The organism is Hymenobacter sp. DG01 (assembly GCF_006352025.1).
In the GTDB taxonomy this organism is placed as follows: Bacteria; Bacteroidota; Bacteroidia; order Cytophagales; family Hymenobacteraceae; genus Hymenobacter.
Window position 1 is genome coordinate 3,662,237 of sequence record NZ_CP040936.1, and the last position, 17,642, is coordinate 3,679,878.

A 17,642-nucleotide genomic window follows, 5' to 3' on the forward strand; every position below is an offset into this window, starting at 1 on the left:
CATGCATGGTGGGGGTAGGGGCTGCGGCTTACGTTCGTGCCGGCCGAACCGACTACAGCTTGATTTTATCGACGCGGGTTTGGTGGCGGCCGCCTTCGAAAGCCGTATTGAGGAATTGGCTGGTGATGGCGCGGGCGGATTCCTCATCCACGAAGCGGGCCGGAATGCACAGCACGTTGGCATTGTTGTGCTGCCGGATCAGGGTGGCTACCTCCGGCTCCCAGGCCAGCCCGGCCCGGATGCCCTGGTGCTTGTTGGCCGTAATGCACACCCCATTGGCCGAGCCGCAGAGCAGAATGCCCCGCTCAAACTCGCCCCGCTCTACGGCTGAGGCCAGCGGGTGCACGTAGTCGGGGTAATCGACGGAAGCCGCGGAGGAGGTGCCGAAGTCCTGGACCTCGTAGCCATTGTCGCGCAGCCACTGCAGCAGCATTTGCTTCCGCTCAAAGCCCGCGTGGTCGGAGCCGATGGCAAGTTTCATAGGATCAAGGGTAATGGAGGTGGGTAGTTGAATGAGGGATTAAGGATGTAACTAGTAGGTAGTTGAATGAAGGATAGGTGGGTATAGATGATGGATAATGGGGCGGTACGCCTTGCAGCTTTCCCTCATGTTACCTTATTCATTTCCCATTTCTCCTTTATTCTCAACTACCCACATCCAAATTCTCTCTACGCTACGCCCTGGTTTTCGGCGAGGCGGGCATTGAGGTTGGCCGTGCGGGTGCGGCTGACCACGCGGGCAATATTGATGCTGAGCTCATAGAGCAGCATGATGGGTACCGTCACGATCAGCTGGGCCGAAATATCCGGGGGGGTGATGATGGCGGCTACAATCAGAATGACCACAATGGCGTGCTTGCGGTACACGCGCATGATTTCGGGCGTAATCAGGCCGGCTTTAGCCAGGAAGAACACAATCATGGGCAGCTCAAACACGAAGGCGCACGAGAGCGTCATCGTGGTAAGGGTGCTGATGTAGCTCTGCATGTCAATCTGGTTTTCGATGGTGGGGTCCACCACGTAGCCGGCCAGAAAGTTGATGCTCATGGGGGCGGCAATGTAGTAGCCGAACAGCAGGCCGGCCACAAACAGCACCGAAACGAAAAACACGGCCCCGCGGGAGTTCTGCCGCTCGTGCGGGTACAGGCCCGGCTTGATAAAGCGCCACAGCTCCCAGAACAGGTAAGGAAAACCCAGCACCAGGCCCACGATAAAGGCTGAGCTCAGGTGCATGGAGAGCTGCCCGCTCATCTCGCGGTTCTGAATCACAAACCCGATTTTATCAACGCACAGGCTTTCGGCATGCAGCAGGGCCCCGGCCCGGCACAGCATCCGGTAGGTCCAGAAATCGGGGCGGGAGGGACCCAGAATCAGGTCGTGAAACAGAAAGTCTTTGGCAAAGAAGGCCCCCAGGGCAAACACTACCACCGCAATGGCCGCCCGGATGATGTGCCAGCGCAGGGCCTCCAGGTGGTCGATAAAAGACATTTCCTGCTGGTCGCCCAGCGCAGGTTGTTGTGAATCCACTGAGTGAAATGGTGAAATAGTGAAGTGGCGAAAAGGTGAGTAAACCAACCGGCCTGCAACAAGCGGCAAGAAACAAACGAAAAAATAGGGGAAGAAGATGGGTTCGGCTTGCGGAAATCAAACCGAACCCACCAACTCACTATTTCACCAGTTCACCGTTAAGCGAAGAGCGGGTACTGCTGCATCCACTCATTGATTTCGCCGCGCACCCGGGCAATGCGGGCATCATCGGCGTTGTGGGTCAGTACCTCGTCAATAAAGTCCACGATGCGGGCCATGTCGGTTTCCTTCAGGCCGCGCGTGGTAACAGCGGCCGAGCCGATGCGCATGCCGCTGGTGATGAAAGGCGACTTGTCATCGAAGGGCACCATGTTCTTGTTGATGGTGATATCGGCCTTGATGAGGGTGTTTTCGGCCAGCTTGCCGGTGAGACCCTTGCTGCGCAGGTCAATCAGCATCAAGTGGTTATCGGTGCCGCCGGAAATAATCTGGTAGCCGCGCTCCACAAAGCCATTGGCCAGCGCCTGGGCGTTCCGGATAACCTGGTGGGTGTAGTCAGTGTAGGCGTCGCTGAGAGCCTCGCCGAAAGCCACGGCCTTGGCCCCGATAACGTGCTCCAGGGGGCCACCCTGGGTGCCGGGGAACACGGCGCTGTCGAGCAGACTGCTCATCAGCCGGATTTCGCCCTTCGGGGTTTTCAGGCCGAAGGGGTTTTCGAAATCTTTACCCAGCATGATCAGGCCGCCACGGGGGCCGCGCAGGGTTTTGTGGGTAGTGGTGGTTACAATGTGGCAGTGCTGGAAGGGGTTATTCAGCAGGCCCTTGGCAATAAGGCCGGAAGGGTGCGAAATATCAGCCAGCAACAGGGCCCCTACCTCGTCGGCAGCTTCGCGCAGGGCCTGGTAATTCCAGTCGCGGGAGTAGGCCGAGGCTCCGCAGATGATGAGCTTAGGCTGCTCGCGGCGGGCGGTTTCCTTTACTTTCTCCCAGTCGATGAGGCCAGTTTCCTGCTCTACACCGTAAAATGAAGGCTTGTAGAGCTTGCCTGAGAAGTTTACCGGCGAGCCGTGGGTCAGGTGGCCGCCGTGGCTCAGGTCGAAACCCAGAATTTTGTCGCCGGGGTTGAGCACGGCCAGCATGACGGCCGCGTTGGCCTGGGCGCCAGAGTGCGGCTGCACGTTCACCCACTCTACCCCGAACAGCGCTTTGGCGCGGTCGATGGCCAACTGCTCAATCTGGTCCACGATTTCGCAGCCACCGTAGTAGCGCTTGCCGGGCAGGCCCTCGGCGTACTTATTGGTGAGGATGGAGCCCTGGGCCCGCATCACCTGCTCCGAAACGTAGTTCTCGGAGGCAATGAGTTCAATACCGTGGGTTTGCCGCTCTTGCTCTTTCTGAATCAGATCGAAGATGGCCGTGTCTTGGGCGAGGGTGGTGGCTTGCGTTTCCATATCGTCAAAGGTAAGGGTAAAAGGGAATGAGGTAATCAGGGGTTGAGGTGAGGAAGTGAATGGTGACCGGATAAGAAGAAAAGACCCTAGCCGACTTACAAAATTTGGGGGTGCGGTGGTGTAATAGCTGGTTGGCAGCGTGTGCTTTAAGCGGGGGCGCCTACCCCCTGAATCGGCGTTAACCCTCCGGGGCCTTTGGCGGGGGTGTGCAGTAGCAGAAAAGGCCCGTGCGCAGCAGGTGTTTGGTAGGGGGATAGGGCCGAAAATTCCAGCTTTTTCTACCGGGTAAAAGTCACTTACATTGGCTATGTCCTATGGTTGCCGGCCTGTTCCGGCAGCCCCACTCTTCCTGCTGGGCCGCCTTGCTGGCTGGTCTGTTCCGCCGCTCCTCTTCTGCTCTTACACACCGACTTCGCACCTACCCCCGCCGGGGAAGCTGAAGCGGTGCGCCCTGTCCAATTCCCACCACAACCATTTCATCTATGAAAAAGCTTACGCTGTTTTCACTGTTTACTCTGCTGCTAAGTGTGCTGCTACCCCTTTCGGGGTGGGCCCAGGGTAGCATCCCGTTCACCATTGCCAACAACTCGCCCTACCCCGATTCAGACCTGTATGTGGCTATTGTAGGTAAGGATGAGGCCGGTAACCACCTCTGGATCAACGCCGCCAATAGCCAGGTGCTGCCCATGTCCTCGGCGTACAATACCGTAACGGGGCCCACGTACAATGGCAATACCGGGCCGGGCCAAAACTCGAAGTACGCGGCCTGCTTCACGCGCCTGAGCAACATCCCAAACAAGACGTTTACCCTGCCCTACATTGCGGGCTGCCGGGTGTTCATTGCCCAGGGCCAGCAGCTGTACCTGTACTTTTTCGGGGCATCCGGGGCACCCTCGGGCTACGCCGCCCCGGACTTTCAGAACCCCAACGACCCGAACAAGGGCATCCGCTACGAGTTCATTGAGTTGACCAACAACCAGTACGGCTTCTTTGGCAACCATACCCGCGTCGATTCCTACCACTACCCCATGGGCTTGGAGCTGTGGGGCAACGGCTACTACAAGCGCGCCGGCGAGCTGAAAAGCCACGCCGATATTCTGGCCGCCTACCAGAGCTTTGCGCCTACGGCCTTCCAGAGTCTGCTGAACACCTCGGCTGGCACCATCACCTGCCCCGGTAAGTCGCCGGCTTTCCAAGCGGGCGGGGCCCAGGCCAACTACTTCGGCTCCTACATTGATGCCATTTGGAGCAAGTACGTGAACGAAGACCTGATTTTCAATGCTGGCGACGCTGGCGTATTCAAGGGCCGTATCACCAATGGGCAGTTGAAGGTAGTGGGTCAGTCGGGCGGTTTCGTGGGCCGCACGGGCATCATCTCGCGCAAGCCTACCACCCAGGAAGTGCTGGAAGGCAAGGGCGTGCTGGATCAGCGCGTGGTTGACGGTGACCTAGACCTGGTGATACAGTCGCAGCTGTGCGCGGCCATCAACCGGCACGTAGTAAACACCACTACCCCCAACCCCGGCCAGCAGAACTGGTACAACGCCAGCCAGTACTACCTCACGGCTCCGGCCAACTACTACGCCCGCTTCTGGCACCAGGGCGGCATCAGCGTAGATAACCTGAACTACGGCTTTGCCTATGATGATGTAAATGACCAGTCCTCGTCACTGCACACGCCCCAACCCACCAAAGTGGTGGCCACCTTCGGGGGCTTTGCCGGCCTGAGCACCACCCCGCCCCCCGCTACCGGCGTGGCTACCTTCTATAAAGACTGCAACTACACCGGCACGGCTGTGAACCTGCCCGCCGGCGACTACACCCTGGCCGCCCTGCAAGCCCGGGGTATTCTGAACGACGACGTTTCCTCGCTGAAGGTGAACAGCGGCTACGAGGTAGTGCTCTACGAAAACGACAACTACAGTGGGGCTTCGCTCACGGTGGGCAGCGCCGGCAACGGGTGCCTGGTCAACAACCCTCTTGGTACCGGCAACTGGAACGACAAAACGACCTCCCTGCGGGTGCGCACGGCTACTACCTCCACGCCGGCGTTCAGCCTGACCCTGCAGGCCGAAGCTGCCAACGTAAACAACGGCATGACAGTGGAAACCTGCTCGGAAGGCGGCCAGAACATGGGCTTCGTGGATGCCGGCGACTACCTGGTATGGAACGGCATCAACTTCCCCACCTCGGGCACTTACACCATTGAGTACCGGGTAGCCAGCGGGGCCAGCGGCGGCACTATTTCCTCAGACCTGAACGCCGGCGCTATTCAGCTGGGCAACAGCACCATTCCGGGTACCGGCAGCTGGCAAACCTGGACCACCGTTTCCCGGACCGTGACCATCAACGCGGGCACTTACAACTTCGGCATCTATGCCCAGACGGGCGGCTGGAACATCAACTGGGTGCGCATCAGCAAGTCTTCGGCGGCGGCGCGCACGGCCCTGGCTACCACCGCGCCCGAGGCGGCTACCCTGGGTACCCAGCTCTACCCTAACCCCGTGGTGGACCGCCTGCAGCTGAGTGGCGGAGAAGTAAACCTGGCGGGCAGCCGCTACCGGGTACTGGACCTACACGGCCGCACCGTAGTCACCGGCCCCTTTGATCGGGGTACCGCAGAGGTAAGCACCCTGCCGGCCGGCATGTACCTGCTGCAGGTAACCACCCAAAATCAACAAACCATTACCCACCGCTTCACGAAGTAAACGCGTTGCTGACTGGCACATACAAAGCAGGCTGCCCCACCGGGCAGCCTGCTTTGTATGTGCGCAACGGCAGTTTAGCTTTTCGCGGACATGAGGCAAGGTAAGTCGGGAGGAGCTTCGGGCTCATCCGTAGATAACGCATAGTGTCGAGATTGATACGGAGTGGCGCTAGGTAAAACCCCTTATTTGCTCGTTGAAAATGCGTATTTACAGGATGAAGCTACATCGATAGCATAGCAGTAGCGTAAAGGGAGCAAAACTGCCTTCTACTTCACTTTTTCCTTTTCTGTCATGGCTACTACCCGCTCAACGAAATCGTCTGAAACACCTGCCACCAAGCGTCCCCGGGGCTTTGCGGCCATGGACCCCGCTACCCAGCGCCGCATTGCCAGCGAAGGCGGAAAAGCATCGCATGAAAGCGGCCGCGGCCACCGCTTTACTTCCGAAGAAGCCCGGGCAGCCGGCCGCAAAGGCGGCCAGGCCAGCCGGAGCCGCAACGGACAGGCCGGAGCTGCCAGCTAGCCAGTACTCACCGGTTTCGTTCTCCCCAGCAGAACTCTCTCAGACCCTGGGAGAGTTCTGTTGCGTTTCGGGCCTACCGGAGGGGTAGGGCACCGGATGGATGCGGACCGGTAGCGCATTGGTAAGCTGGTCAGTGAGTTGCACGCACAAGCAGGGGTAGGCACGTCGTAGCGCGGAGCTTTCGATGAGAAGTAGTGGGGCAAAAAGTGGGCGGCCGGCGCGTTTTTGCCGTATGGGTTGCACCATGTGGCTACTTCCTCGTTACTTGCTGCTATGAACTCCCCCCAACAGCTCGCCGAAGTCCTGACCAGTCTGCGCATCGGCAATCAGTCGTACCTGATTGCTTTCTATGAACAGAACCGCGACCTGTTTGCCCGCTGGGCCCGGCGGCAGCATCAGCTGGAGCCCGCGGCGGCCCACGCCTTGCTGCGCACGGTACTTGTTGATTTCTACGACCAGGTAGCCGACGGCCGCCTGACCAAGCTGCCGCCCGATGTGCGCGCTTACGTGTACGGCCTGGCCGATGAGCAGCTGCGCGCGGCTTCTACCACCGAAATCCTGCCCAAGGATGAGGCCGGCCGGCGCCAGCAGCTGCTACGGCTGTTCCGGCAGCTTGGCCTTGACTGCCAGAAGATTCTGATGTACTTCTACTTCCGGGGCTACAACTTCGAGAAGGTGGCCGGTAAAATGGGCTTTGCCAACGCCAACGTGGCCCGCCTGCAGAAGGCTACCTGCCTGCGCAAGCTCTATGAGCTGCGCATGCGTATGGGGGCCGGCAGCGCAGCCTGACGCATAACCGGCTGCCCGCTTCTGCGTAGCTTAGCCTCCCAATTGTCTTTACTTTTCTTCTGCCTGCGCGCCGCTGGTTTTTCAGGCGCGTTTTTCCCTGGTTACTTTCTGCCATGACGCCGCCCGCCTTCGACCTGCGCCCTTACCTGGAAGAGCTGGAACGCTTCGCCGATGGCCAGATGACCAGAGCCGAGCAGGCCGACTTTGAAACTCGTCTGGAGCAGGACGCCGGGCTCTACCAAGCTTATCAGGCTTACGAGCAGCTCACGGCCGATCTGCGCTGGGTAGCTGGCCACGAAACCCTGCACCAGCGCCTGCTGGCCCTCGACCGCCGCCTCGACCAGCGGCAGGAGGCGCTTACCCGTATTCGGCGACGCCAGCGTAAAACCCAGAAACAGTGGGGGGTAGTAGCCGCCGTAGTGGCGGGGGCACTGCTGGCTTTGTGGCTGATGGTGCGCCCCAATACCCCTACCCCTGAGGCTGCCTGGGCCCGCTACTACGTGCCCGATGCCGGCCTGCCCGATGATGCCGTGAATGAGAGCCGGCGGCCGTTGCTGGCCGAGGCCATGCGCCAGTTCCGCGACGAGCACTATGCTAAGGCCCTGCAGAATCTGCGCCGGGTGCCCACCAGCAGCCTAGGCCAAGATACTTTGCTGTACTACAGCGGAATTATGTTGCTCAGCCAGGAAGAACCAGAGCAAATCAGGGCTTCGCAGCCGTTTCTGCGGCGCGTGGCCATGCAGTCGGCCTCGCCGTTGGCCGGAAGGGCGCGCTACCACCTCGGTATGGCCTACTGGCGCAATCAGCAGATTACGGCCGCCCGCAACACGCTACGCTCTGTCGCCAACGACGCCCGCAACCCCTATCAGGACGCCGCCCGCCAACTCCTGCGCTCCAACGCCCTGCCTCAAGAGTAGTAGTGAGTTGTGAGTTGCCGGCTACGAGTTGTCGGTTGTGAGTTGTTACTGGTAAGTCATCCCGCTGGCGCTATTTCTAGCAATCGGCAGCTCATCCTTATCAACTGACAATCGGCAACTCACAACTGGCAACTCAATATCTCATCCCAATGGGGTAGTCGGGCTCGATGTTAGGCTGCAGGTACAGCTTGTTGGCATCGAGGTCCAAAGCGGCCAGATGGTGCAGCTCCGGGTTGTGGCGGTACACGCAGCCGGTATCCAGCCCGATGGAGCCTTTCTGAGCTTTCACCTGGGCCTCAACCTCTGAGGTGGGGGTAGGCACATGACCGTGCACCACGCGCCGGCCTCCCGTGCGCGAAGCGTCGAATACAAACTCTTTGATATTGAGCATGGTATGCCACTGCTGGCGCATTTCGGCGGGCGGCTGCCGGAAATCGTAGCCAGCATGTACCAGCATAAAGCCCGGAATATCAAACTGATAGGGCAAGTCGTTGATCCAACGCAGGTAGCGCTCCGGAATGTCCTCGGGTCGTTCTACCCCGAAGCTATCCAGCGTAAGCCTGTAGTCGTCCACGGAGCCCCAGGTAAGGGTTATTTCGCCCTGGGCGGCGCGCAGCAGGTCATGGTCGTGGTTGCCGCGCAGGCACACTATCTGGTAGCCGCGCTGATGCAGCTGCATGAGGTAGTCCAACACGCCCCGGCTGTCGGGACCTTTGTTTACGTAGTCGCCCAGTACATATAGCTCATCCTGGGGCTTGAGCTTGATCTTTTCCTCCAGTAAGTGCCTGAGGGAAAGCAGGCAACCGTGAATATCGGTGGTAGCGTAGCGGGCCATGAGCGGCGGAAATCAGGGTGAAAGCAAACAGGTGGGCAAAGAAAAAGCACCTGCCCGAGGCAGGTGCTTTCCCTGGCGGGCATGGCCCGGCTTATGCGTACGGCGGCTTGCCGATGTCCTGCTTTTCAAGGTTGCGGTTAGGATGGCGCTGGGGCGCGTCCTGCGCCTCTTGCTCCAAGCGGTCTTCCGTCTGGTCATCCCGGTCGTTTACCGGCAGGTCGCCGCTGCCTTTGGGCAGCTCCGATTGGGTAGGGCTGCCGTGGTTTTCCTTGGACTGCTGGTTGGTATTATTGCTTTTGTAGGGCATGGCGTTCAGGAATCAAGCTTGTTTTCAGATAGATAGGGTGGTCAGGGCGAAAACCGGGCGGGGCCCGGGCCTACACGGCTACTGCACAATGGCCGAGTCGGAGGCGTTGGGGTCGGTGAGGTCGGCGTTGGTGCCCTGGCGGGCCAGCTCCTCATTATTGGGCTGAACTTGCTCCATCTGGCCCATGCCCACGCGGGAGTTAGGGTTGCGCATCTCGTCGCGGCCGGGGCGGTCATCGTCGGCGTCCAGCTCATCTACGGGGCGGCGGGGCTGCAAATCCGGGTCCCGCTCATCGGGCATATCCTGGTTCGGGAGGTCCTGGCGGCCTTCCTCGTTGCTGCGCAGGTTATCGGCCGGGCGGCCTACTTTATCGGCTTCCTCGTTTACGGAAAGCGAAGTAAGTCCGGTTTCACTGTCGGTGCCGTAGCCTTCCTTGCCGTCGCGGTTGCCAAAGCCGCCGCGGGCTGATTCATTTTTGGGTGGATCAGCACCCGGAATAATGTGTCCGGCGGCTAGTTCCTGGTCGGTGGTATCGTCGTTGATAACGCGGATGGGGCGGTTGTTGGGGTCAATGGCCATGGGAAAGAGGGGTAGCGGTTTGGGAGAGTGTACAAGCCGTTGTACTGTGGTTTACGGATTTGGGTTTAGCAGATCTAGTGGAAGCCAAAAGCATATTCACACCGGCTTCTGGTGCCCCACTAACTGCCCCGAAAAAGTACGTCCGGCCGGTAGCAACTCATGGTGCTACGTATTTGTGCGGAGTTTTTGGCGGGTAAATACGGGTTTCAGCCTGATCGGCCGGGTGCTCGCAACCCTGACTATAAGACAGACAGTATAACAGGGGCCGCTACCCCGGTTGCTTGCCTAAGGCTCTGAGCCCGTTAGCAGGAGCAACGCGGGGCAGGGGCCGTAACCGTCCCACCACCCTGAACCTTAACGCAGGATTCTTATGCTAGCAATGGACTACCGGGGCCCTAAAAGGGTCCGTGCCACACAGAAACCCATGCCGGAAATCAAGCATCCGCAGGATGCCATTGTCCGGGTTACCCGTTCGTGCATTTGCGGCTCCGACCTGCACCTATACAATGGCAACGTGCCCGACACTCGGGTTGGCATGACCTTCGGCCACGAGTTCTGCGGAATTGTGGAGGAAGTAGGATCTGAAGTAACCAAAATCAAAGTAGGCGACCATGTGCTGGTGCCTTTCAATGTGGCCTGCGGCGAATGTCACTTCTGTAAGCAGGGCATGTTCGGCAACTGTCACGAGTCCAACACCCAGGCCAGCGCCGTGGGCGGTATCTTCGGCTACTCGCACACCGCCGGCGGCTACAACGGCGGCCAGGCCGAATATGCCCGGGTGCCTTATGCCAACGTGGGCCCCACGGTAATCCCGGAAGGCATGGACCCCGATGATGCCGTGCTGCTCACCGACGTAGTACCCACCGGTTACCAGGCCGCCGAAATGGCTGGTATTCAGAAGGGTGACACGGTAGTAGTATTCGGTGCCGGTCCGGTAGGCATTATGGCTGCCCGTTGCTCCTGGCTGTTTGGCGCCGGCCGCGTTATCATCATCGACAAGGAAGACTACCGCCTGGAGTTTGCCCGTAACTATGCCAACTGCGAGGCTTACAACTTTGAGAAGGACATGGACGACCCGGTGGTGTTCATCAAGAAGCAAACCGACTTCATGGGTGCCGACTGTGTGATTGACGCCGTGGGCGCTGAGGCTGCCGGCAACGCCATGCAAACCATTACGGGCCGCAAGCTGCTGCTGCAGGCCGGCTCGGCCACGGCTATGCACTGGGCCATCAACTCCGTGAAGAAGGGCGGGGTAGTGTCGGTAGTGGGTGTATATGGCCCCACCGACAACCTGATTCCGATGGGTAACGTGCTGAACAAAGGCCTGACCATCCGGGGCAACCAGGCCTCGGTGAAGCGCCTGCTGCCGCGCCTGATTGAGCACGTGCAGAATGGCGTGATTAACCCCAAGGCGCTGATTACGCACCGGATTCCGCTGGAAGAAGTAGCAGAGGGCTACCGCCTGTTCTCGGCCAAGCTCGACAACTGCATCAAGCCGCTGCTGGTTTTCCCTTCCTCCAACATTTAACCTCGCCTGACCCATGGAAAATACTCTGAGAGACCCGCAGAAGCTACCCGGTTGGGGAATTGATGCGAACCCCGAAAACGACCCGACCTACCCCATGCGGGAGCCCCGCATGAACGTGTCGCAAGACCCCGACAGCAAGCACCGCCCGGCTTCCTTGCAGCCCGAGGATGTGGAAGTATTGAAGTCCATTGAGCGGCCCAACGTATCGGCCGTGTTCGGTGAGTCGTCGCCGCCCGTGGGGCTGAGTGGCATGATCCGGCGCTTTGCCTTTAAGTACAGCGAATCGCACTACGGCCACTGGCTGCCCCTGCTGCTCGCCGACCGTGTGAACGTGGTAGAAGGCATTATTGAGGACCTAGGCCAGGGCAAAGTGCCCAACATCTTCGCCGAGAAAGGCTACGCAGCCGAGTGGAAGCACAACCGCACGGCCTTTGTGGCAAAAATGGCAACCATTGCCGCCGTTACCATCGGTAGCATCCTCATCCTGACCCGCGACAACGACAAAAAGAACAAGTACCAGTACTAAATGCTGGTAGGCTTCTGCATTCAGCAGAAGCGCAGAACACAGAAAAGCCCCACCGTTGCTTTCCGCAACGGTGGGGCTTTTCTGTGTTAGAGCTATGTTGACGTTGTGCGGCAAAAACAGTAGCTCGAAACAGATTTTCGCGCTACTGGTGTGCTTCTTAGTGCACTAACACCACAGCATCCTCGGAGGCGGCTACAGGCTCCCCGATAACGCGGTGGCCGATGAGCTGAATGAGCAGAGCCAGCAGGGCGGTGGAGGCCATAATGGCTACCATAGGCACGGCCGTACGGGTGTTGAACATGCTGACCCCAAACGAGGCCAGCGCGCCCACACCCATTTGGGTGGCCCCCATGAGGGCAGCGGCGCTACCCGCGTTTTTCGAGAAAGGAGCAATGGACAAAGCCGACGCATTGGGGTTGGCGTAGCCCAGGCAGCACAAAAACAGGAATAGCATGACCACGGTGCCTACCACCCCGAACCAACCCTGCCAGGTCCCCACCAGAAACACCAGCCCAATAACCGACTGGCAGGCCATGGCCGCCAGCACAATTTGCTCGCTGCGGTAGTAGCGCAGTACCCAACTGTTCACCTGGCTGGAGCCAATAAAGCCTACTGAGAGTAGGGCGAAAATCCAGCCGTAGGTTTTCTCACTGACCCCGAAGATGTCCATGAACACCAGGGGCGAGCCTGATACGTAGGCCAGTAGCCCTCCGAACGTCATGGCGCCGGTGAGGGCGTAGGTGAAGAACTGCGGCTCCCGTAGCACCGACCAGAAGGTGGTGAGGATAGGTTTGGGGTGCAGGGAGTAGGTAGGGTCGGGCTGGTAGCTTTCGGGCAGCCAGAAGATGCTGGCCAGCAGCATCAGGGCCCCCATTAGAAACAGCACCAGAAACACCGACTGCCACCCGTAAGCCGATATCATATAGCTACCAATGGTAGGCGCCAGCATGGGCGATACGCTGATAACCAGCGTAAGCAGGGAAAACACCTTCGGCGCATCCTGCACCGGAAACAGGTCACGTACCATAGCTACGGCGGCCACGGTAGCCGCACAGCTCCCGATAGCCTGCAGAAAGCGCAGGGCTACCAGCGCATCAATGGAGTGGCAGAGGTAGCAGCCCACCGAAGCCGCCACGTAGAGCAGCAGGCCCACGTACAGCGGCTTCTTGCGCCCGAATCGGTCCAGCAGGGGCCCGTAGAGCAGCTGCCCGGCCGATACGCCCACAAAAAAGCTCGATAAGGACAGGGCTACTTTGGCAGGCGTGGTGTGCAGGTCCTGGGCAATGGCCGGAAAACCCGGCAAGTACATGTCAATGGAAAAAGGACCTAGCGCCGACAATGTGCCCAGGATCAGAATCAGAAAAAAGTAGCGTTGCTTGCTCATGCAGGGGTAGGAAATGCCGCCCGGCCACGGGTGGGTCGGGGGCATTTCGGAAAGAAAAACCGGGGGGTTGAAGTAGTTGGGGTTTTAAACCACGAACGGCCCGAGAAGATTAGCTCGACAGGGAAATGTTTTTTTGCCAGCTGCTCCGTGGGGCGCCGCCGAAAGCACAAAGGTAGAACCGGGGTAACGGTTGGCTGCTTGGTACTCGTTGCATGCCGGTCAGGGGGCCCGCATCGGTTTCCGAACTGCGAAGCCTACCTTGCGCTACCCCTTTCCAACCCCGCAACCCTATGTGGACCCAGCAAGACAACGCCCTGACCCGCACCTTCCGCTTCAAAGATTTCAAGATGGCCTTCAGCTTCATGAGCGACGTAGCCGAGGAAGCTGAGTACCAGGAGCATCACCCTTGGTGGAGCAACGAGTACAACGTGGTCAGCTTCCGCCTGCGCACCCACGACGCCGGTAACACCGTCACGGAGAAGGATCAGAAGCTCGCCGCCGCCATCGACCAGCTGGCCGCCGAGTATGGCGGCGTGGTGCAGGAGGGGTAGGAGCTTTAAGAAGATCATCCTGATAGAACGTCATTCCGAGCTTGCCGAGGAATCTCGCGTGCTGATGTACGAGTACTACTACAACGTCAGCACGCGAGATTCCTCGGCAAGCTCGGAATGACGTTTCAGTAAGCAGCGGTGCTATTCGTCTGATGTTCTGTTACCAACCAGCAACCTCCCGCTACCTTTGCTTTCTATGACAACTGCTACCCCCGCCCCTACGCTTTTGTACCTGGTGCCCACACCCATCGGTAACCTGGAGGATATTACCCTGCGGGCCATTCGGGTGCTGGGCGAAGTGGATACGGTGCTGGCCGAAGACACCCGCACCAGTGGCCGGCTGCTGCAGCACCTGAATATCAAGAAGCCCATGCTCAGCTACCACCTCCACAACGAGCACCAGCAAGTGCAGCGCCTGCTGGAGCGGCTGGAAAAGGGCGAAACCATGGCCCTGGTATCAGATGCCGGTACGCCCGGAATTTCCGACCCCGGCTTTTTGTTGGTGCGGGAGTGCCTAGCCCGGGGGCTGAAAGTGGAATGCCTGCCCGGGGCTACCGCCTTCGTGCCGGCCCTGCTAAAATCAGGATTCGGGGCCGAGCGGTTTACCTTCGAGGGCTTTCTGCCCGTGAAGAAAGGCCGGCAAACCCGCCTCAGGGAACTGGCCCAGGAAACCCGCACCATGATTTTCTACGAGTCGCCGCACCGGATTGTGAAGACCCTGGAGCAGCTCGCAGAAGTGCTGGGCCCCGGGCGCATGGCCTCCGTGAGCCGGGAGCTGACCAAGCTGTTCGAGGAAACCCTGACGGCCCCCCTTGCGGAGCTGGCTGCCAACTTCGCAGCCCGCTCGGCCATCAAGGGCGAAATTGTGCTGGTGGTGCAGGGCCACAAGGAAGAGCGCACCAAAGAAGACCGTTATACTGACGACGAACGATAGTGCTGACACAAACTACTTCTGCTGCTGCCGCCGCGCCGGTGGCCGCTTCTGATAAGCTCGCGGCCTGGCAGCCGGCTTTGCTGGCCGTGCTGAGCGCGGTGCTCTTGTGGCTGGGCTGGCCGGTGCACCCCGCTGTACTGGCCTTGCTACTGCTGGTGGGCTGGGTTCCCTACCTCCGCATGGAGCAGCAACTCACTACGCGCGGTGCCAGCGGCTGGAAGGTGTGGCGCTACAGCTACTTGCTGCTGGTGCTCTGGAACCTGTTTACTACCTACTGGGTGAGCTACAGCACCTTGGGCGGTGGCATTACGGCCGTGGTCTGCAATGCGTTGCTGATGAGCCTACCCCTCACGGCGTTCTACCACACCAAGAAGCGCTTCGGCCCGAAGCTGGGCTACCTCTCCCTCCCTATCTACTGGATTGCCTTCGAGCAAGTGCACCTGCACTGGTTCCTGACCTGGCCCTGGCTGACGCTGGGCAACGGCTTCGCCCAAGCCAACCAGTGGGTGCAGTGGTACGAGTACACCGGCTTCCTGGGCGGTTCCGTCTGGGTCTGGCTGGTGAACCTGCTGGTATTCCGGGCGTGGTTTGGCTTTCGGCAGCCTAGCCCTACCCCCCATCCTCAGGGCAAAGCCTCCGAGAGGAAGGTAAGCTGGCTGTGGCCCGTGCTGGCGGCCGTACTACCGATAGGGGCATCCTATCTCATTGGGAGCCAGTATCAAGAGAAAGGCCCCACGGCCGAGGTGCTGGTGATTCAGCCCAACGTGGACCCGTTTAATGAGAAGTTCGAGGGCGGCGCCAACTTTATTTCCCACGACTTGCAGCTGCAGCGCATGCTCACCCTCACCGAGCAGAACCTCACCCCCCAGACCAAGCTCGTGCTCTGGCCCGAAACCTCCCTCGATGAAACCTACTTCGAGTCGAATATCGACGGCTACCCCAAAATTCAGCACCTGCGCCAGTGGTTGGGCCAGCACCCGGGGGTAGAGCTGATTACGGGCCTGACGACGGTGGAGCAGTACGGCCCGCAAAAGGAAAAAGCTAGCCCCACCGCCCGCTTCCGCGAAGACCTGGGCTACTACGACATTTTCAACGCCGCCCTGCACCTGGGTAGCGCCACCGGCCCGGCCGAGTTCTACCATAAGTCGAGGCTGGTGCCGGGGGTAGAGGGCGTGCCGCCGTGGCTATCGGCCTTCGTGATTGACCTGGGCGGCACGGCCGGCGGCCTGGGCTCCCAGCCTGAGCGCACGGTGTACCGCACCGCTACTCCGGGCCTAAGCGTAGGGCCGGTTATCTGCTACGAATCGGTGTACGGCGACTTTGTGGGCGACTACGTGAAGAACGGGGCCTCCCTCATCGGCATCATCACCAACGACGGCTGGTGGTCCGATTCGCCGGGCCACAACCAGCACCTGCAGTACGCAACCCTGCGCGCCATCGAAACCCGCCGCGACATTGCCCGCTCGGCCAATACCGGCATCTCGGCCTTCATCAACCAGAAAGGTGAAATTACCCAGCGCACCGGCTGGTGGGTGCAGGCAGCCAGCCGCGCCACCGTGCACCTGAACACGGAGCAAACCTTCTACGTCCGCTACGGCGAGCTGATTGGCCCCGCCTGCCAAGTGCTGGCTGTGCTCTTGCTCGTGCTAACGGTGGTGCGGGCCGCGCAGAACCGAAAACAACTAGCGGCGTAAAGCCTGTTCTTGTCATCCTGAGCCCAAGCGAAGGACCTCTACCCCTGGTTAACTACACAAGAGTTACCTCCGGTAGAGGTCCTTCGCTTAGGCTCAGGATGACAATTTTTTCCCGACGACACTACCTTCGCTTCATGGATTACAACCAACTCAGCTTTCAACTCGCCGCCGTAACGCGCCACGCGGGCCAGTTTATTCGCCAGGAGGCGGCCACCTTCGACCGGAGCCATATCGAAACCAAAGGCGTGCACGACCTGGTATCGTACGTGGACAAGGAAACCGAGAAGCTGCTAGTGGCTGGTTTGCGCGAGCTGCTGCCCGAGGCCGGCTTCATTACCGAAGAAGGCACTGAGGGAGCCGACCGCGCTGAGGAATACAACTGGATTATCGACCCCCTGGACGGCACCACCAACTTTGTGCACGGCCTGCCGGTGTACTGTGTGAGCGTGGGCCTTATCCACCACCAGGAGCTGGTAGCTGGGGTAGTGTATGAGGTAGTGCGCGACGAGTGCTTCCGGGCCGCTAAAGGTGCCGGCGCCTTCTGCAACGAGGTGCCCATCCACGTTTCCGACGTGCCCGAGCTAAATAGCTCCCTAATTGCCACCGGCTTCCCCTACACCGATTTCACCCAGCTCACGGAGTATCTGCAGTTGCTGAGCGCCTTTATCCAACGCTCCCACGGCGTGCGCCGGGTAGGCTCCGCCGCCGCCGACCTGGCCTACGTAGCCGCCGGCCGCTTCGAGGGCTTCTTCGAGTTCAATCTCAACTCCTATGACGTTGCCGCCGGCATCCTGCTGGTGCGCGAAGCCGGGGGCCGCGTCACCGCTTTCCTGGAAGAGGGCGACCCGCTATTCGGCCGCCAGGTAGTAGCCAGCAACGGCCACGTACACGAGGAAATGCAAGCCACCATCCGGGAAACCTGGAAGTAATGTAATGTAGCCCGGACTTTAGTCCGGCCCCACAACTGTCGCCTTTCTCAAGCCGGAATCGAAACGCCTACCGGACTAAAGTCCGGGCTACGGCAAACTTTTCCCGGTGCGGCGTAGTTTTGTGAGCATCATGTGGATACAGTACCTCATCATCGCCTTGCTTTTTGCCGGAGCTGCCTTCTACGTGGGGCGCATCTTCTGGCGGGCCTTCCTTTCCAAAGATCAGTCGGGCTGCGCCAAGGGGTGCGGCGGTGCCTGCTCTGTGATTGATGTGGATCGGCTGCAGCGCACCATTGAGCTGGCCGCTGCCCGCGAAGGGACCGGGCGCTAGCTGCGCAATATTCTTGCTACGGGATATAACCTGCCCCCGCACTGGCTACGTATAGCCGGTGCGGGGGCTTTCCGTTGATGGCCTTGCCTACCCCCGGAACCTCTTCCAACCTCCCTTAAAACGCCCCTCA

Annotated in this window: 18 protein-coding genes; 11 read left to right on the forward strand and 7 right to left on the reverse strand. The window is 59.8% G+C overall.

From position 1 onward, the window contains the following. Nucleotides 1-52 precede the first annotated feature (52 nt). The 3 genes from rpiB to glyA form a co-directional block, all read right to left on the reverse strand. Nucleotides 53-481, reverse strand: a complete 429-nt coding sequence (rpiB, locus tag FGZ14_RS15485) for a ribose 5-phosphate isomerase B (protein WP_139925115.1) — start codon at nucleotides 479-481, stop codon at nucleotides 53-55. A gap of 188 nt (nucleotides 482-669) precedes the next feature. Further along, entirely contained in the window at nucleotides 670-1,527 is an 858-nt protein-coding gene (tatC, locus tag FGZ14_RS15490; RefSeq protein WP_308217153.1) for a twin-arginine translocase subunit TatC, read from the reverse strand. A 158-nt stretch (nucleotides 1,528-1,685) separates the two neighbouring features. Beyond that, complete coding sequence (gene glyA, locus FGZ14_RS15495; RefSeq protein WP_139925116.1) at nucleotides 1,686-2,978, reverse strand: serine hydroxymethyltransferase; 1,293 nt, start codon at nucleotides 2,976-2,978, stop codon at nucleotides 1,686-1,688. A 482-nt stretch (nucleotides 2,979-3,460) separates the two neighbouring features. On the opposite strand from glyA, the gene FGZ14_RS15500 reads away from it, so the two are divergent. The 4 genes from FGZ14_RS15500 to FGZ14_RS15515 all read left to right on the forward strand — a co-directional run bounded on the left by FGZ14_RS15500 (nucleotide 3,461) and on the right by FGZ14_RS15515 (nucleotide 7,914). After that, nucleotides 3,461-5,686 carry a beta-1,3-glucanase family protein gene (locus tag FGZ14_RS15500; protein ID WP_139925117.1) on the forward strand — a complete coding sequence of 742 codons (2,226 nt, stop codon included), beginning with the start codon at nucleotides 3,461-3,463 and terminating at the stop codon, nucleotides 5,684-5,686. A gap of 291 nt (nucleotides 5,687-5,977) precedes the next feature. Then, the gene (locus FGZ14_RS15505) at nucleotides 5,978-6,208 is read left to right on the forward strand and encodes a KGG domain-containing protein (protein ID WP_139925118.1); all 231 of its coding nucleotides are present in this window, start codon (nucleotides 5,978-5,980) and stop codon (nucleotides 6,206-6,208) included. Nucleotides 6,209-6,481: 273 nt separating this feature from the next. Beyond that, entirely contained in the window at nucleotides 6,482-6,997 is a 516-nt protein-coding gene (locus FGZ14_RS15510) for a hypothetical protein (RefSeq protein WP_139925119.1), read from the forward strand. Nucleotides 6,998-7,110: 113 nt separating this feature from the next. Further along, nucleotides 7,111-7,914, forward strand: coding sequence for a tol-pal system YbgF family protein (locus tag FGZ14_RS15515; protein ID WP_139925120.1), 804 nt, complete (start codon nucleotides 7,111-7,113; stop codon nucleotides 7,912-7,914). Nucleotides 7,915-8,047: 133 nt separating this feature from the next. Here the strand turns inward: FGZ14_RS15515 and FGZ14_RS15520 are convergent, their stop codons facing one another. The 3 genes from FGZ14_RS15520 to FGZ14_RS15530 all read right to left on the reverse strand — a co-directional run bounded on the left by FGZ14_RS15520 (nucleotide 8,048) and on the right by FGZ14_RS15530 (nucleotide 9,635). Next, complete coding sequence (locus tag FGZ14_RS15520; RefSeq protein ID WP_139925121.1) at nucleotides 8,048-8,749, reverse strand: metallophosphoesterase family protein; 702 nt, start codon at nucleotides 8,747-8,749, stop codon at nucleotides 8,048-8,050. 91 nt (nucleotides 8,750-8,840) lie between these two features. Beyond that, a complete protein-coding gene (locus FGZ14_RS15525; RefSeq protein ID WP_139925122.1) occupies nucleotides 8,841-9,056 on the reverse strand; it encodes a hypothetical protein in 216 nt (71 codons plus the stop codon). 78 nt (nucleotides 9,057-9,134) lie between these two features. Beyond that, the gene (locus FGZ14_RS15530; protein WP_139925123.1) at nucleotides 9,135-9,635 is read right to left on the reverse strand and encodes a hypothetical protein; all 501 of its coding nucleotides are present in this window, start codon (nucleotides 9,633-9,635) and stop codon (nucleotides 9,135-9,137) included. Between the two features lie 370 nt (nucleotides 9,636-10,005). Between FGZ14_RS15530 and FGZ14_RS15535 the strand changes: the two genes are divergently transcribed. Next, the gene (locus tag FGZ14_RS15535; RefSeq protein WP_139925124.1) at nucleotides 10,006-11,163 is read left to right on the forward strand and encodes a zinc-dependent alcohol dehydrogenase; all 1,158 of its coding nucleotides are present in this window, start codon (nucleotides 10,006-10,008) and stop codon (nucleotides 11,161-11,163) included. Nucleotides 11,164-11,176: 13 nt separating this feature from the next. Then, nucleotides 11,177-11,689: a hypothetical protein gene (locus tag FGZ14_RS15540; protein WP_139925125.1), complete on the forward strand. Its 513-nt coding sequence runs from the start codon at nucleotides 11,177-11,179 to the stop codon at nucleotides 11,687-11,689. Nucleotides 11,690-11,846: 157 nt separating this feature from the next. On the opposite strand, the gene FGZ14_RS15545 is transcribed toward FGZ14_RS15540, so the two are convergent. Next, the gene (locus FGZ14_RS15545) at nucleotides 11,847-13,118 is read right to left on the reverse strand and encodes a multidrug effflux MFS transporter (protein WP_308217154.1); all 1,272 of its coding nucleotides are present in this window, start codon (nucleotides 13,116-13,118) and stop codon (nucleotides 11,847-11,849) included. 245 nt (nucleotides 13,119-13,363) lie between these two features. Here FGZ14_RS15545 and FGZ14_RS15550 point away from each other — a divergent pair, with 245 nt between their 5' ends. The 5 genes from FGZ14_RS15550 (at nucleotide 13,364) to FGZ14_RS21790 (ending at nucleotide 17,512) form a co-directional block, all read left to right on the forward strand. Continuing rightward, on the forward strand, nucleotides 13,364-13,624 hold the full coding sequence (locus FGZ14_RS15550; protein WP_139925127.1) for a 4a-hydroxytetrahydrobiopterin dehydratase: 261 nt from the start codon (nucleotides 13,364-13,366) through the stop codon (nucleotides 13,622-13,624). A gap of 196 nt (nucleotides 13,625-13,820) precedes the next feature. Then, on the forward strand, nucleotides 13,821-14,558 hold the full coding sequence (rsmI, locus tag FGZ14_RS15555) for a 16S rRNA (cytidine(1402)-2'-O)-methyltransferase (RefSeq protein WP_139925128.1): 738 nt from the start codon (nucleotides 13,821-13,823) through the stop codon (nucleotides 14,556-14,558). After that, nucleotides 14,558-16,252: an apolipoprotein N-acyltransferase gene (gene lnt, locus FGZ14_RS15560; RefSeq protein WP_257883246.1), complete on the forward strand. Its 1,695-nt coding sequence runs from the start codon at nucleotides 14,558-14,560 to the stop codon at nucleotides 16,250-16,252. The genes rsmI and lnt overlap by 1 nt, the downstream gene beginning before the upstream one ends. 134 nt (nucleotides 16,253-16,386) lie before the next feature. Continuing rightward, nucleotides 16,387-17,181, forward strand: a complete 795-nt coding sequence (locus FGZ14_RS15565; protein WP_139925129.1) for an inositol monophosphatase family protein — start codon at nucleotides 16,387-16,389, stop codon at nucleotides 17,179-17,181. Between the two features lie 130 nt (nucleotides 17,182-17,311). Continuing rightward, entirely contained in the window at nucleotides 17,312-17,512 is a 201-nt protein-coding gene (locus FGZ14_RS21790; protein ID WP_180754373.1) for a FeoB-associated Cys-rich membrane protein, read from the forward strand. Nucleotides 17,513-17,642 lie beyond the last annotated feature (130 nt).

What these genes read in the sequence shown, in the direction of transcription:
- rpiB (WP_139925115.1), bottom strand. Translation starts at nt 481, where the DNA reads ATGAAACTTGCCATCGGCTCCGACCACGCGGGCTTTGAGCGGAAGCAA.
- glyA (WP_139925116.1), bottom strand. Translation starts at nt 2,978, where the DNA reads ATGGAAACGCAAGCCACCACCCTCGCCCAAGACACGGCCATCTTCGAT.
- FGZ14_RS15500 (WP_139925117.1), top strand. Translation starts at nt 3,461, where the DNA reads ATGAAAAAGCTTACGCTGTTTTCACTGTTTACTCTGCTGCTAAGTGTG.
- FGZ14_RS15505 (WP_139925118.1), top strand. Translation starts at nt 5,978, where the DNA reads ATGGCTACTACCCGCTCAACGAAATCGTCTGAAACACCTGCCACCAAG.
- FGZ14_RS15510 (WP_139925119.1), top strand. Translation starts at nt 6,482, where the DNA reads ATGAACTCCCCCCAACAGCTCGCCGAAGTCCTGACCAGTCTGCGCATC.
- FGZ14_RS15515 (WP_139925120.1), top strand. Translation starts at nt 7,111, where the DNA reads ATGACGCCGCCCGCCTTCGACCTGCGCCCTTACCTGGAAGAGCTGGAA.
- FGZ14_RS15520 (WP_139925121.1), bottom strand. Translation starts at nt 8,749, where the DNA reads ATGGCCCGCTACGCTACCACCGATATTCACGGTTGCCTGCTTTCCCTC.
- FGZ14_RS15525 (WP_139925122.1), bottom strand. Translation starts at nt 9,056, where the DNA reads ATGCCCTACAAAAGCAATAATACCAACCAGCAGTCCAAGGAAAACCAC.
- FGZ14_RS15530 (WP_139925123.1), bottom strand. Translation starts at nt 9,635, where the DNA reads ATGGCCATTGACCCCAACAACCGCCCCATCCGCGTTATCAACGACGAT.
- FGZ14_RS15535 (WP_139925124.1), top strand. Translation starts at nt 10,006, where the DNA reads ATGCTAGCAATGGACTACCGGGGCCCTAAAAGGGTCCGTGCCACACAG.
- FGZ14_RS15540 (WP_139925125.1), top strand. Translation starts at nt 11,177, where the DNA reads ATGGAAAATACTCTGAGAGACCCGCAGAAGCTACCCGGTTGGGGAATT.
- FGZ14_RS15545 (WP_308217154.1), bottom strand. Translation starts at nt 13,118, where the DNA reads ATGCCCCCGACCCACCCGTGGCCGGGCGGCATTTCCTACCCCTGCATG.
- FGZ14_RS15550 (WP_139925127.1), top strand. Translation starts at nt 13,364, where the DNA reads ATGTGGACCCAGCAAGACAACGCCCTGACCCGCACCTTCCGCTTCAAA.
- rsmI (WP_139925128.1), top strand. Translation starts at nt 13,821, where the DNA reads ATGACAACTGCTACCCCCGCCCCTACGCTTTTGTACCTGGTGCCCACA.
- FGZ14_RS15565 (WP_139925129.1), top strand. Translation starts at nt 16,387, where the DNA reads ATGGATTACAACCAACTCAGCTTTCAACTCGCCGCCGTAACGCGCCAC.
- FGZ14_RS21790 (WP_180754373.1), top strand. Translation starts at nt 17,312, where the DNA reads ATGTGGATACAGTACCTCATCATCGCCTTGCTTTTTGCCGGAGCTGCC.